The sequence below is a fragment of the Micromonospora sp. Mcm103 genome (assembly GCF_024519755.1).
In the GTDB taxonomy this organism is placed as follows: domain Bacteria; phylum Actinomycetota; class Actinomycetes; order Mycobacteriales; family Micromonosporaceae; genus Micromonospora; species Micromonospora aurantiaca.
The window spans coordinates 161220-174898 of sequence record NZ_JALJRJ010000010.1 but is presented as its reverse complement, the minus strand read 5'-3'; the positions used below and the strand labels follow the sequence as shown (position 1 = coordinate 174898).

Annotated in this window: 14 protein-coding genes; 7 read left to right on the top strand and 7 right to left on the bottom strand. The window is 72.7% G+C overall.

Annotation, left to right across the window (positions count from 1 at the left end; translation table 11 throughout):
* Nucleotides 1-70: 70 nt before the first annotated feature.
* Nucleotides 71-310 carry a DUF397 domain-containing protein gene (locus OC439_RS15195; protein ID WP_194800470.1) on the bottom strand — a complete coding sequence of 80 codons (240 nt, stop codon included), beginning with the start codon at nt 308-310 and terminating at the stop codon, nt 71-73.
* Between the two features lie 71 nt (nt 311-381).
* Nucleotides 382-1362: a helix-turn-helix domain-containing protein gene (locus tag OC439_RS15190; RefSeq protein ID WP_262013969.1), complete on the bottom strand. Its 981-nt coding sequence runs from the start codon at nt 1360-1362 to the stop codon at nt 382-384.
* A gap of 42 nt (nt 1363-1404) precedes the next feature.
* Between OC439_RS15190 and OC439_RS15185 the strand changes: the two genes are divergently transcribed.
* The gene (locus OC439_RS15185) at nt 1405-2763 is read left to right on the top strand and encodes an MFS transporter (protein ID WP_315985936.1); all 1359 of its coding nucleotides are present in this window, start codon (nt 1405-1407) and stop codon (nt 2761-2763) included.
* Between the two features lie 57 nt (nt 2764-2820).
* Here OC439_RS15185 and OC439_RS15180 read toward each other — a convergent pair whose 3' ends face one another.
* Entirely contained in the window at nt 2821-3063 is a 243-nt protein-coding gene (locus OC439_RS15180; RefSeq protein ID WP_091422205.1) for a mycoredoxin, read from the bottom strand.
* Between the two features lie 91 nt (nt 3064-3154).
* On the opposite strand from OC439_RS15180, the gene OC439_RS15175 reads away from it, so the two are divergent.
* From OC439_RS15175 to OC439_RS15165, 3 genes are all read left to right on the top strand, one after another.
* Complete coding sequence (locus tag OC439_RS15175) at nt 3155-5278, top strand: ATP-dependent DNA helicase UvrD2 (RefSeq protein ID WP_262013968.1); 2124 nt, start codon at nt 3155-3157, stop codon at nt 5276-5278.
* A gap of 129 nt (nt 5279-5407) precedes the next feature.
* On the top strand, nt 5408-5662 hold the full coding sequence (locus OC439_RS15170; protein WP_262013967.1) for a hypothetical protein: 255 nt from the start codon (nt 5408-5410) through the stop codon (nt 5660-5662).
* A gap of 132 nt (nt 5663-5794) precedes the next feature.
* Entirely contained in the window at nt 5795-6160 is a 366-nt protein-coding gene (locus tag OC439_RS15165; protein ID WP_194800474.1) for a WhiB family transcriptional regulator, read from the top strand.
* A 336-nt stretch (nt 6161-6496) separates the two neighbouring features.
* On the opposite strand, the gene OC439_RS15160 is transcribed toward OC439_RS15165, so the two are convergent.
* The 3 genes from OC439_RS15160 to OC439_RS15150 form a co-directional block, all read right to left on the bottom strand.
* Nucleotides 6497-7843, bottom strand: a complete 1347-nt coding sequence (locus OC439_RS15160; protein ID WP_135241920.1) for an ABC1 kinase family protein — start codon at nt 7841-7843, stop codon at nt 6497-6499.
* Nucleotides 7844-7853: 10 nt separating this feature from the next.
* On the bottom strand, nt 7854-8966 hold the full coding sequence (locus OC439_RS15155) for a TOMM precursor leader peptide-binding protein (protein WP_262013966.1): 1113 nt from the start codon (nt 8964-8966) through the stop codon (nt 7854-7856).
* Between the two features lie 178 nt (nt 8967-9144).
* Nucleotides 9145-9312: a DUF5679 domain-containing protein gene (locus OC439_RS15150; protein WP_007464795.1), complete on the bottom strand. Its 168-nt coding sequence runs from the start codon at nt 9310-9312 to the stop codon at nt 9145-9147.
* A 474-nt stretch (nt 9313-9786) separates the two neighbouring features.
* On the opposite strand from OC439_RS15150, the gene OC439_RS15145 reads away from it, so the two are divergent.
* Together OC439_RS15145 and OC439_RS15140 are read left to right on the top strand one after the other, a co-directional pair.
* Nucleotides 9787-10308 carry a M48 family metallopeptidase gene (locus OC439_RS15145; RefSeq protein WP_262013965.1) on the top strand — a complete coding sequence of 174 codons (522 nt, stop codon included), beginning with the start codon at nt 9787-9789 and terminating at the stop codon, nt 10306-10308.
* 117 nt (nt 10309-10425) lie between these two features.
* Nucleotides 10426-11061, top strand: a complete 636-nt coding sequence (locus tag OC439_RS15140) for a hypothetical protein (protein ID WP_262013964.1) — start codon at nt 10426-10428, stop codon at nt 11059-11061.
* A gap of 141 nt (nt 11062-11202) precedes the next feature.
* On the opposite strand, the gene OC439_RS15135 is transcribed toward OC439_RS15140, so the two are convergent.
* Entirely contained in the window at nt 11203-12474 is a 1272-nt protein-coding gene (locus OC439_RS15135) for a zinc-dependent metalloprotease (protein ID WP_091423230.1), read from the bottom strand.
* 115 nt (nt 12475-12589) lie between these two features.
* On the opposite strand from OC439_RS15135, the gene OC439_RS15130 reads away from it, so the two are divergent.
* Nucleotides 12590-13603 (top strand): PDZ domain-containing protein, encoded by a 1014-nt coding sequence (locus tag OC439_RS15130; protein WP_194800479.1) that lies wholly within the window; start codon nt 12590-12592, stop codon nt 13601-13603.
* Nucleotides 13604-13679: the final 76 nt, after the last annotated feature.

Here is a 13679-nt window from a genome sequence, read left to right as displayed (position 1 = left end):
GCACCGTTGTCGGGGATGGACGCGCGAGGGGCCGCCGGCTCGCGCCGACGGCCCCCCGTGATTCGCCGGATCAGTCCAGATCGAACTGACCGCTCTTCGTGCCGGCGAGGAAGCCGAGCCAACCGGCCCGGTCGAACAGCAGGACCGGTCCGCTCGGGTCCTTGCTGTCCCGCAGCGCCACGGTGCCCGGCCCGGAGCCGAGCGGTGCGACCTCCACGCAGTTGGAGGTCTGGCTGCGGGTGCTCTTGCGCCAGGCGGCGCCGGCGAGCCGTCCCGAGCGGGCGGTCGTGCTGGTGTGGATCTCGTTCATGGTGCTTGCTCCTGGTGAGGTGCTCCGATGGGACCGAGCGACGCCGGAGCGCGGGCGGTGTCCGTGCCGGATCACCGTTCCGTGGTGAGGCGCCCCGAGTCCCGGCGACGCTGGGCCGGCGCCGTTGCCGGCCCGTACGCCACCGAGGACTCGACTGCCGTGCCGGTCAGCCGTCCCGTCGCCTCGATCAACCAGGAGAGGGTGTCCGATGCGGAGAGTGCCGACGAGCATAGCCACTCGAACACCACTTTATAGCGATTTAGGGTGTTTGCCTCGGTCGACATGACGTCGGTGAACCCACCTTCGATGGCGAGTGTCTCCGGATCGAGGGGATCGGCGAACCGGTAGACCGAGAACGCGGTCGGCGGAAGGTACCAGTCACCGACCCGGGTGTCCCGCAGCAGCAGACGCAGCGTCACGTTCGGCAGCAGCGCCATCTCGCACAGGTGGACGAGCTGTTCGTGCAGCACCTCCGGCGGCCCGGCCCGGCGGCCGAGCGCCGCCTCCTCCAGCACCGCCGTGTAGCGGGGCACGTCGGGGGAGCGGGTCAGCAGCGACTGGCGGGCCTGCCGCGCGCGTACCTCGGTCTCGGGATCCTCTGTCTCCGGGTCGCCGGCCTCGGCGGCGACCTGCGCGGCGGACATGATCCGGTGCCGGGCGTACCCGGGCGTCTGCAACAGACCCGGCACCAGCACCGGGTTGTACTCGGAGATCTCCGCGCAACCCGCCTCCAGCTCGGCGAAGGCGCGCTGCTGCTGGGTCATCACCGGGAAGTTGCGCAGCCAGCCGCGCATGTCGCCGGCCTCGTGGGTGATCCCGGTCAGCTCCGCGCGCTGCTCCTCGTCGGCGCCGTAGAGCGTCAGCAACACGTCCACGTCGTCCGGGTCGGGGCGGCTGCGGCCGTTCTCCAGACGGGACAACTTGGATGCGGATGCCCAGCCGATCCGCTCGATGACCTGGTCACCGGTCAGACCGGCCTGTTCGCGAAGCCGACGCAGCTCGATGCCGAGTCGACGACGGCGCAGAATCGGGCCTGGTGCGGCAGGAGGCACGGCGTCCTCTTTCCCGTCGACCGTCGCTTGACGCGACGGTAACTGTATGAAATTCGCCCCCCACGGTCAGTATGGACGGCGCGACCGGCGTCGGAGGCTCCGGCACGGGCGTGTCACGAGACAAAAAGAGGACCGTGGAGGGACCTGATGCGCACCGTCCTGCGCCGCCCCGACTTCCGTCTCCTGTTCGCCGCGCTCGTCGCGAGCATGGCCGCGGAGTCGGTCCTGCTGCTCGCCCTGGCCGTCTGGGTCAAGGACCTGACCGGCTCGGACAGCATGGCCGGGGCGACCATCTTCGCGGTCATCGCGCCGATGGCGCTCGCCCCGCTGGTCGGCTGGGTGGTCGACCGCTACCGCAGGCGGCAGTTCTTCATCGCCGCCAACCTGGTCGCGGCAGTGCTGCTCGGCCCGCTGCTCACGGTCCGGGACAGGTCCGACGTCTGGGTGATCTACGTGGTCGCCGCGCTCTACGGGCTGTCGTACATCACGCTCACCGCCGTACTCAACGGACTGATCCGGCACCTGGTTCCGCCCGACCTGCTCGCCGACGCGAACGGGCTGCTCCAGACCGTCCGGCAGGGCCTGCGGCTGATCGGGCCGCTGGCCGGGGCGGGCGTGTACGCCGCCGTGGGCGGCTGGCTGCTGGTCCTGCTCGCCATGACCGGCTTCGTCACCGCGGCGGCGGTGGTCGCGCGGCTGCGCGTGGAGGAGGGCACGCCGGCACGGCCCGATCGGCGCGGGCCGTCCGAACTGGGTGCGGGGCTGCGCCACCTGACCGGCGAACCGGCGCTGCGCCGGGCGCTGCTCGGGTACGGGCTGGGCTCGCTGGTGATGGGTTTCACCGAGTCGCTGATCTTCGCGTACGTCGATCTGGGCCTGCACCGCGACGCCGCGTTCGTCGGCGTGCTGGTCATGGTGCAGGGCGTCGGCGGGCTGGTCGGCGGCCTGTTCTCGGCCGCAGTGGTCCGCCGGTTCGGCGAGGTCGGCGCGCTCGCGGCGGGCGTGACGTTCTTCGGACCGGCCGCGCTGGCGCTGGCGTACCCCCGGTTGTGGCTCGGGGTGGTGGCGCTGCTGCTGGCCGGCCTGTCGCTGCCGCTGACCATGGTGGGGTTGAACACGCTGATCCAGCGGCGGACGCCGCCGCGGCTGCTCGGCCGGGTCACCGCCGCGTCCGAGGCCCTGGTCAGCGGGCCGCAGGCGCTCTCCATCGGCACCGGCGCGCTGCTCGTCGGCGTGTTCGACTACCGGCTGCTGTTCGCCCTCGTCGGTGCCGTCACCACGGCAGCCGGCCTCTACCTGTGGCGGGGCCGCGGACTGACCGCGCCGGTCGCCGTGCCGGTACGGATCCCGTCACCACGCCGGCCGGCCGACGACGGGGTGCTCAGCCGCGGAGGCTCCTGACCGACGGCGAACGGCCGCACCCGGACCGGGTACGGCCGCTCGTGGTGTCGCGGGAGATCAGCCGGGCAGCGCCGCGAGGTGCTGCTTGACCTGGGTGATCGAGGGGTTGGTCAGGGCGCTGCCGTCGGCGAAGCGCAGCGTCGGGACGGTCTGGTTGCCGCCGTTGACGCTCATCACGAAGTCCGCGGCCGCCGGGTCCTGCTCGATGTCGACCACCTCGTACGCGATGCCCTCCCGGTCGAGCTGCGACTTCAGCCGGTGGCAGTAGCCGCACCACGGGGTGGAATACATCGTCAGCATGGTCTGATCCTCCAAGGGGTGACTCGCGCCCGGTCCGATCAGGCCAGGCTAACCGCTGCAACGTCACACGATGCTGGGATGATTCCCTGCTGTGGGCGTTCACTCAGCGGCGGAACGGGTGCTGGCCGGGCTGGATCCGGAGCAGCGCTCAGCGGTGACCGCCCCGGCCGGCCCGGTCTGCATCCTCGCCGGCGCCGGCACCGGCAAGACCCGGGCGGTGACCTCGCGGATCGCGTACCGGGCGCTGACCGGCGACATCGCCGGCCGGCACGTGCTGGCGGTCACGTTCACCGCCCGCGCCGCCGCCGAGATGCGCAGCCGGCTCGGCGTGCTCGGGGTGCAGGGGGTGCAGGCGCGCACCTTCCACGCCGCGGCGCTGCGGCAGGTCCGCTACTTCGCGCCCCGGCTGCTGGCCGGGCGGGCCATGCCGGAGCTGCTGGACAGCAAGGTGCGGGTGGTCACGCTCGCCGCCGCCAAGGTCGGCCTGCGCGCCGACCGGGCCGCCGCGCGGGACCTGTCCGCCGAGATCGAGTGGGCCAAGTCGTCGCTTGTCGAGCCCGGGGAATACGTGGTCGCCGCGGCCAAGGCGCTGCGCGAGACGCCGTACGAGCCGGCCCGGGTGGCGGACGTGTTCGACGCGTACGAGCGGCTCAAGCGCGGCAACGGGGTGATCGACTTCGAGGACATGCTGCGCGCCGCCGTCTGGGGCATCGAGGAGCACCCGGACGTCGCCGAGCAGGTGCGCAACCAGTACCGGCACTTCGTGGTCGACGAGTACCAGGACGTCAACCCGCTCCAGCAGCGGCTGCTGGAGGCGTGGCTGGGCGGCCGGGACGACCTGACTGTGGTCGGCGACGCCAGCCAGACGATCTACTCGTTCACCGGCGCCACCTCGTCGTACCTGGTCGACTTCCCCCGCCTGCACCGGGGCGCGACAGTGGTCCGGCTGGTCCGCGACTACCGCTCCACCCCGCAGGTCGTCGGGCTCGCCAACGCGGTGATCTCGCAGGCCCGGGGCACCGAGGCGCGGCTGCGGCTGGAACTGCACGGCCAGCGCCGGCCCGGCCCGGAACCGGACCTGCGGATCTTCACCGACGAGCCGGCCGAGGCGAACGCGGTCGCCGCCCGATGCCGGGCGCTCGTCGCGGCCGGCACCCCGGCCCGGGAGATCGCGGTGCTGTTCCGCACCAACGCGCAGTCCGAGGCGTACGAGAAGGCGCTCTCCGAGGCCGGGGTGCCGTACGTGCTCCAGGGCGCGGAGCGGTTCTTCGAACGGCCCGAGGTGCGCCAGGCGATGATCGCGTTGCGCGCCGCCACCCGGTCGGCCGACGCGGGGACCCCGCTGCCGGCCGCCGTGGTCGAGGCGCTCACCGCCGTCGGCTGGGCGCCCGACGCGCCCCCGCCGGGCGGCGCCGCCCGCGAGCGGTGGGAGGCGCTCGCCGCGCTGGTCCAGCTCGCCGAGGAGTACGCGGCGCAGGCCGAGGAGGAACCGGGCCTGACCGGGTTCACCGAGGAACTCGCCCGGCGGGCCGCCCAGCAGCACGTGCCCACAGTCGAGGGCGTGACGCTCGCGTCGCTGCACTCGGCGAAGGGGCTGGAGTGGGACGCGGTGTTCCTGGTCGGGCTGGCCGAGGGCACGCTGCCCACCACGTACGCGAAGACGATGGAGCAGGTCGAGGAGGAACGGCGGCTGCTCTACGTCGGGATCACCCGGGCCCGGGAGTGGCTCTGGCTGTCGTACGCCACGGCCCGCTCGCCGGGTGGCCGGGCCCGGCGGCCGTCGCGGTTCCTGCCGCAGCTCGACCGGTCCGGCGGCGGTGAGCGGGCCGGCGGCGCCGGGCCGACGCGGCGGGCCGAGCGGCGCCGGCCGCAGGTGGTCTCCTGCCGGATCTGCGGCGCCACGCTGCTCGCCGGCGCGGACCGCAAACTGGGCCGCTGCCCGACCTGCCCGTCCGACATCGACGAGGAGCTGTACGAGCGGCTGCGCGAGTGGCGGCAGCGGGTGGCGGGCGCGCAGAAGGTGCCGGCGTACGTGGTCTTCACCGACGCCACGCTCACCGCGCTGGCCGAGCGGAAGCCCGGCCGCACCGAGGAACTGGTGGCGATCGCCGGGATCGGGCCCCGAAAAGTCGGGCTTTACGGGGATACGGTGCTCGCCCTGGTGGCCGGTGCCACGGTGGACGACGTCTGCCCACAGAAAACTTCTGAAAACTAGCCGTAAATCGTTTGCCCTCCCCCGAGGGCGAGGAATAGCCTCATGACACACCTCGCGAGCGGCGCCGTTCTGGCTGCTCAAGAGGGATGAGTCCACGGTCGGCACGAGGAGAGTAGGGAGGTGGCACCAGTGAAGATCTTCAACTATGAGCGTCTCGCGGCGATGCCGTCTGCCGTCGCTCCGCTGTCGGCCGTCCGGGTGGCCCTCGCTGCTCGACCGTCGGCTCCGCAGGTGCACCAGGTCCCGGTTCAGGCCGAGCTGAACCTGACCGTTGCGCCGATCGCCGGAGTCGAGGGGACCAGTGGCTTCGCGGGCAAGGGCATCGATGGCGCCAAGAAGCGCACGGATGTCCGCGGTGTTCCACCTCGAGGTAGACCGGTCTGATCCATCAGACCACCGGCTCACCTCGAGGCCGCGGAACCCGCATACCGGGATCCGCGGCCTCAGTTTTTTGTCCCGCCGAAGTACGTCGGAATGCGATCCACGAGATCGAAGTGAGAGAGAGGTGACCGGAGGATGAGTCTGGCGTTGGCCCCCCTCGACGTGAGCGTCGACGTGGAGGCGAACCTGCCCTGCCGGAAGTTCGACCCCGACCTGTGGTTCTCCGACTCGCCCGCCGAGCTCGAGCTGGCCAAGTCGCTCTGCGGGGACTGCCCGCTGCGCGTCGAGTGCCTGGCCGGGGCGGTGGAGCGAGCCGAGCCCTGGGGCGTCTGGGGCGGCGAGATCTTCGAGCGTGGCGCGGTCGTCCCGCGCAAGCGGCCCCGTGGCCGTCCGCGCAAGGAGGACCTCGCCCGTGACGCGCAGCTCCGGGTCGAGGCGGAGGCGCGACTGGCGGCCAGCGGGCTGTCCGAGTCGCGGAACTCCGTCCGGCTGGCAGCCTGACACACCTACGTTCCGAAACCGACCGATGCCGGTGTCCCTCCACCGGCCGACCTGAAAGAGAAACCCTGATGCTGAACCTGCCGAACGGATTCGAGATGCAACTACTCCACGAAGCGTTGTCCAGGGCTCGAATGCGCCGGCCTCAGGCCGGTCGCACCACCACGAGCACTGAGGCAACCCGTTCCGCCCGTACCGTCGCCATGCGGAGTCGCAGCCAGTCGGCCCGCGACCTGGGCGTTCTGTAGAACGATCGTGAGGAAGGGGCGGTGACCTAGTCGGTCACCGCCCCTTCGCCGTGCTCGTGGCCGGCCCGCCCGCTCGCCGGCCGGCCTGCGCTCAGGCCACCGGCGCGAAGCCCGGCAGCCAGCGTTCCAGGATCGACCGGTAGGACGCCTTCGCCTCCAACTGGCAGAGCACCCCGATCGACCCCAGCGTGACCCGGTGGATCATCAGGTACGACGGCGGCAGGTTGAGCTGCCGGCTGAGCTGGTAGGCGGGCGAGCGCGGGCTGGCCAGCCGGGTCGCCTCGGCGCGCAGCCACGCCCGGGTGAAACGGAACTCGTCGGCGGCGATCGGCTCCAGCATCGGACGCAGGAAGTCGAGCACGGCCGGAGCGTCGATCGACTCGGTACGGCTGACGAAGCCCTCGGCGCGCAGCCCCTCCACCACACCGTCGGCGTCCTCGCGCAGCGCCAGCGCCGCGATCCGGCCGATCGGCTCGGGCGTGCCCTGCGGCATCCGGGCCACCGCCCCGAAGTCGATCACGCCGAGCCGGCCGTCCGGGAGCAGCCGGAAGTTGCCCGGGTGCGGGTCGGCGTGCAGCAGACCGGCCCGCTCCGGCGCGGACAGGTGCAGTTCGGCCATCAGCCGGCCGGCCTCGTTCCGCTGCTCCTCGGTGCCCTCCCGGATGATCTGCGACAGCGGGATGCCCTCCACCCACTCGGTGATCAGCACCCGCGGCGCGGCGTCGAGCACCTCCGGGATGAAGATGTCCGGGTCGTCGGCGTACGCGGCCGCGAACGCCCGCTGCGACTCCGCCTCCAGCTCGTAGTCCAGCTCCTCGGTGATGCGCTCGCGCAGCTCGGCCAGCAGCGGCTTGACGTCCAGCCCCGGCTGGATGGCCCGGAACATGCCGCCCAGCCGGGAGAGCTGCTTGAGGTCGGCGAGCAGGGCGTCACCGGCACCCGGGTACTGGATCTTCACGGCCACGTCCCGGTGCCGGGGACCCCCCTCCGCTTCGTACCCCGGATCGCGCCAGACCGCCCGGTGCACCTGGCCGATGCTGGCCGCGGCGGCCGGCGTGTCGTCGAACTCGACGAACCGGTCACGCCAGTCCGGGCCGAGCTGCTCGGCGAGCACCTTGTGCACTGTCGCCGCCGGCAGCGGCGGCGCGGCCTCCTGAAGCTTGGTGAGCGCCTGCCGGTAGGGCGCGGCGACCTCCTCGGGCAACGCCGCCTCGAACACCGACAGGGCCTGGCCGAACTTCATCGCCCCGCCCTTGAGCTGCCCGAGCACGCTGAACAACTGCTCGGCGGTGCGCTGCTGGATCTCGGCGGAGATGACGTCGGACGCGAGGCCGGTCACCCGCTTGCCCATGCCGAGGACGGTTCGACCGGCGAACCCGAGCGGCAGAGCGGCGAGTTTGGCGGTGCGGGACACGGCCCGGCGCGGGATGTCGGTCACCCGGCCATTGTTACCGACGCGGGGCCTCCGCTGCTGCCGTGCGGCGGGTAGTGGCCGGGGCCGACCGGATCGGGCGACGCCGGCAGCAACCGCAGGAGGGGTGCGGCGGCCACCGTCGGTAGCGGACCCGGCCCGGCCCGCGGATCTCCACCGCGCCGCCGAGCGTCTCCGGCTGGGCGCCGTCGAGCTGGGCCAGCACCTCGGCCGTCGCGAAGGCCGCCGCGGCGAGCCGGGTGGCGGCGGCGCAGGCCCGCTCGCCCCGGTCGGCGGCGAGCTGGGCGGCCAGCGCGGGCCAGTCCGGATCCCGGTCGCCCCGGTGCAGGTCGAGGCAGCGCAGGCAGGGACCGACGGGCGGGCGGACCAGCGGGCCGATCACCGGTACGCCGCCGCGCAGGTCGAGCAGCAGGTGCGGCTGGCGCCGGCGGGCGTACCCGGTGGCCAGCAGCTCGGCCGGACGGTCGACGCCGAGCTGCACCACCAGGTCCGGCCGGGCCGCCCGCGACGGGACGGTGACCGTTCCGGGCGCGCACCGCTCCAGCGCCGCGCGTACCGCGAGGGCCAGCGGCCGGCCCAGCTCCGCGGCGGTCAGGCCGGTCCCGACCAGGTCACCGGCGCCGACCGGGCCGGCCAGATCGGGTACGACGTGCCCGACGCCGGCCTGCGCCAGCGCGACGGTGACCGCGGCGCCGAGTCGTCCGGTGCCGGTGACCAGCACCCGGGCGTCGCGGCGGCGGCGCAGTAGCCGGGCCGGTGTGCCGGGCAGGTCGGGCGACGCGAGCGCCAGCGCGGTGGCCTCGGCGGTCAGGCGGGCCCGTGTCGTCCCGGCGAGGTCACGGGGGAGCAGTGCCTGCGCCGGCACCACCAGCCCGGCGTCCCGGAGCGTGTCGAACAGGGCGCGTGCCTCGTCGGGCGGGACCCGGGCGGCGCGCACCTCGGCCAGCACGGCGCGTTCGCTGCGGGTGCCGTCGAGCAGGTCGAGCAGGCGGGCCGTCCCGGGCGAGGACATCTCCAGCAGCACCGCGCGGCCGGGCGGCTCGCCGAGCTGGAGCGTGTGCCGGTCGCGCCAGAGCCGGGTCAGGCCGGGGAGCAGGACGGGACGGACGAGCGGTGTCGGGTCGGTCACGCCACTGATCGTGACCGTCTCCGCGCGCTCCGTCGCTCGTTGTCCACAGGTGCGGCGAGCCGTGGCCAGCGTTGTCCACAGGTTCTCGCCGGTTTTCCACAACTAGCCGGTAACTCTGTCGGCTACACGACCGGGGAGGACGGCCGACGGCCGCCCTCCCCGGTGTCTGCCGTACGGGTCAGACCTTGGCCTTGCCCAGGATGCGGTTCACTGTTGTGCCGCACACCGGGCACTTGCCCTTGGCCATGTTCATGCCGGTCTTCGAGACCTCCACGTGCCCCTCGAAGTCCCGCTTCTCCTTGCACTTCACGCAGTAACCGTTGTAGGTCTGGGCCTGGTCGGCCACGGTAGCCTCCTCGTCTCGTCCGCCGGAGGTGTCCCGGCGGTCTCCCTGCGGCGGCCCACGCGTGGCACCGGCGCCGGGGGGTTCTCCGCGGTCAGTCACCTGACCGTGGTTGGCGGACCCTACCCAGGTACGGGCAGTTCCATGTCAGCTGTGCGCCGACTCTGTGAGCAAGTCGACGTCGAGAGTGTGCATGCCGAGTAACGTCGGATAAGTCAGTTTCGCGCGGACACGCCGGATGAATGCACCCAGATCCGCTTCGGGTGGCCCCGCCGACTGTCACTCGTCGTAGATCACTTAACGTGAACAGGGCCGGTCAGGTGATGGTCAGCTACCGTCGCAAAGAATTTTTTCCGGACTCCTGACAATCAACCGCCACTTTCCGGGCGCGTGTCGTCGTGTTGACTCTTGCGGAGTCCTGGTCAGTACGCATTAGCTTTCCATCGTGACAGTCAACCGAGGCTGCGCGGACCGGTAATGGCCGTGACGCGGAAGCCCGTCGTCGAGGTGCGGCGCAGCCAGCGTCGGCGGCGCACGGTGTCCGCGTACCGGGACGGTGAGCGCGTCGTCGTGCTGATCCCGGACCAGTTCTCCCGGGCCGAGGAGAGCGAGTGGGTCGACCGGATGCTCGCCCGGCTCGCCGCCCGGGAGGGCCGGCTGGCCCGCTCGGACGCCGAACTGCTCGCCCGCGCCACCCGCCTGATCGACCTCTACCTGACCGAACACGGGTCGGCCGCCGCTCCTGCGAGCGTCCGCTGGGTGACCAACCAGAACGGCCGCTGGGGCTCCTGTACGCCCGCCGACCGCACCATCCGGATCTCGCACCGGGTCCAGGACATGCCCGACTGGGTGATCGACTACGTGCTGCTGCACGAGCTGGCGCACCTCATCGTGCCCAGCCACAACGCCGACTTCTGGGCGCTGGTCGCCCGCTACCCCAGGTCGGAGCGTGCCCGCGGCTACCTGGAGGGCGTGGCAGCCACCGCCGCCGTCCCCTGACCACCGCCCATCGCCCACCGCGGTCGATCATGAAGTTGGCCCGGCGTCTCGTCCGCTTCGTCACCGCCAACCTCATGATCGTGAACGGACTCCGGCGGGTGGGGTTAAGGTCGGCGAATGTCGCGACGTGTGGTGGTGGCGCTGCTCGGCCCGGTGACGTGGACGCCGCCCGGAGTCGATCCGGCGCGATGGCGTACCGCGCTCGCCGAGGACGTGGTCGACCTGCTCGCCACGCTGAACGAGGTCGAGACCGCCGTCGCGGTCACCGCCCGCGACCGATGGCTGGCCGACGCGGTGGTCTGGCCCGGCACCCAGGTGTACGAGGTGCCCGAGCCGACGCCGAACGCGGTGTTCGCGGCGATCATCGGCGACCAGGCGGCCCGCGATGACGGGGCGGGCGGCTACGACCAGGTCGCGGTGGTGGCGGCGGACGCGCCGGACGTGCCCGGGCTGACGCTCGGCAAGCTGCTCCGGCCGCTCACCACCCGGCCGGTGGCGGTGGCCCCGGTCGAGGGGGACGGAACCGGGCTGCTGGGAGTGGCGGCGCGACTGCCCGTACCGGCATGGCTGCCGGCGCTGGACCTGGACGCGACCGCGCCGGCCGAGGTGCGGCGGGCGGCGCCGAGCCCGGGCGACGTGGCGGTCACCGCCGGCTGGCACCGGATGCGCGGCCCCGCGGACCTGGCCGCCCTCGATCCGGCCGTCGAGGGCTGGGAGGCGACGCGCGCCCTGCTGTCCGGCCGCCCCGTCTGACACCCCGCCCGCCACGCCCCCTCCGCACGCCGCACCCACGAGGCCGCCGATTCGCCGATCTTGGAGTTGTGGCACCTCACGGAAGCCGCACTCGGGACATCCTGGGCGCCACAACTCCAAGATCGACGGTGGGAGGCCGCGTCAGCGCTTGTCGTCGTCCTCGCCGGGGGACTTCTCCTCCGGGGCGCCGGGGGCGGAGAAGTCGAAGTTCGCCAGCTCGTCGTCGAGATCGGTGCTCGTCGTGGCGAACGCCTCCGGGGCCGCGAAGTCGTCGTCGGAGGGCAGCAGGTCCGGGTGGCCCCAGACCGCGTCCCGCCCGGCGATGCCGCGGTGCTCGGTCAGCGCCGCCCACAGCACCGTCGCCTCACGCAGGCGGCGGGGCCGCAGTTCGAGGCCGACCAGCGCGGCGAACGTCTGCTCGGCCGGGCCACCCGCGGCACGGCGGCGGCGGAACGCCTCGCCGAGGCGTACCACGTTGGGGAGGCGGTCACCGGCGGCGCTGTCGACGACGTGGCAGACCCAGCCCTCGACCAGGGCCAGTACGGTCTCCAGCCGGGCCAGCGACGCCTTCTGGGCGGGCGTGTCCTCGGGCGTGAAGATGCCCTCCAGCGCGATCGCCTGCATCGACTCCGGGTCGGTCGGGTCGACCCGGCCCATCGCCTCCTCGATCGCCTCCCGGTTGACCCGGATGCCCGCGGCGTAGTTCTCCACCGCGGTCAGCACGTGCCCGCGCAGCCACGGCACGTGCTGGAACAGCCGCTGGTGGGCGGCCTCGCGCAGGGCCACGTAGAGGCGTACCTCGTCCTCGGGCAGTTCCAGGCCCTCGCCGTACACCTTGATGTTGGCGGGAACGAGCGCGGCGGTGCCGGCGGGGCCGAGCGGCAGGCCGATGTCACCGGCGGAGAGCACCTCGGCGGCGAGCGAGCCGAGCGCCTGGCCGAGCTGGCCGCCGAAGAGGGCGCCGCCGAGCGTGGCGACCATCGACTGCATCGGGCCGAGCTGGGCGCGGGCCTCCGGCGGCACCAGGTCGCCCATCGCGCCGACCATCCGGCTGGCCACCGGGTCGCAGAGCTTGCGCCACACGTCGAGCGTCTTGAAGATCCACTCGTTGCGGTTCCAGGCGACCGAGGTGCGGATGCCGGAGGGCCACGAGGTCGCCGGCTCCAGCCACAGGTCGGCGATGCGCAGCGCCTCCTCGACCGCGTTGCGTTCGAACGGCGACACCGCCGGGTCGCCGGCGGCGGCGAGCTGGCTGGCGGCTACCTGCCGGGCCAGGTCCCAGTTGACCGGCCCGCTGCCCGGCGCCGAGAGCAGGTGCTGCAACTGCGACATGAACTGCTGCATCGCCGCGGGATCGTTGGGGTCTGGTGGTTGACCACCCGGGAGCGCGAAGCCGAACGGAATATCAGGCACGACGTCTACGGTACGCGGGCCCCGCCGCAGGTCGTGCCACTCGGCGTTGCGCTGAGGGCGAAGTCCGCCGGTCACCGCGCCGGATGGCAGGGGACGGATCGGTACGCTCTGGCCCATGAGACGTCGCGGCGTGACCGTCCTCCTCGGTGCCCTGCTCACCGCTCTGCTCAGCATCGGCGTGCTGAGCGTGCCGCTGCCGTACGTGGTGCTCGGCCCGGGTCCGACGGTGAACACGCTGGGCAGCGAGGACGGCAAGGAGGTCATCCAGGTGACCGGCCGCGCGACGTCCACCTCCGCCGGTCAGCTCCGGCTCACCACAGTCGGTGTGCAGCCGACGGTGCGGCTGCGGTCGGCACTTGCCGGATGGTTCTCCTCGGACGAGGCGGTGGTGCCGCGGGAGCTGGTCTACCCGCCGGGGGAGTCGCAGGAGGAGGTCGAGAAGCGCAACGCGGAGGACTTCCAGAACTCGCAGACCAGCGCCGAGACGGCGGCGCTGCGCGAGCTGGGCTACCCGATCAAGGTGCTGGTCAAGGCGGTCACGCCGGGCGGCCCGTCGGTCGACGTGCTGCGCCCCGACGACGTGGTCACGTCGGTCGACGGGGTGCCGGTGACGAGCGCGGCGAAGCTCACCGAGCTGATCCGGGCGAAGCCGGCGGGCACCGCGTTGACGATCGGCTACACCCGTGGCGGCACCCCGGGTACGGCCACGGTGACCAGCCGCGAGCAGGACGGCCGGCCGCGCATCGGCGTGGAGATCGACCAGCAGCAGCCGCACCCGTTCACCCTGAAGATCGATCTGGGTGACATCGGCGGGCCGAGCGCCGGACTGATGTTCTCGCTCGGCATCATCGACAAGCTGGAGCCGGCCGACCTCACCGGCGGGAAGATCATCGCCGGTACCGGCACCATCGACGACGAGGGTCGCGTCGGCCCGATCGGCGGCATCGCGCAGAAGCTGGTCGGCGCCAAGGACGCGGGCGCGAAGGCGTTCCTGGTGCCCGCCGACAACTGCGCGGAGGCGGTCCGCAACCCGCAGCCGGGCCTGCCGCTGCTGAAGGTCGCCACGCTGAGTGAGGCATTGACGGCACTCGAGACGCTGCGCGCCGGGGGACAGCCGACGCGCTGCTGACGCGGGCCGGGCGGCGGTCACGGCGCGGATCGTGACGTGACCTTGACCCGACGTGCTCAGGAACACCCCGTACTCT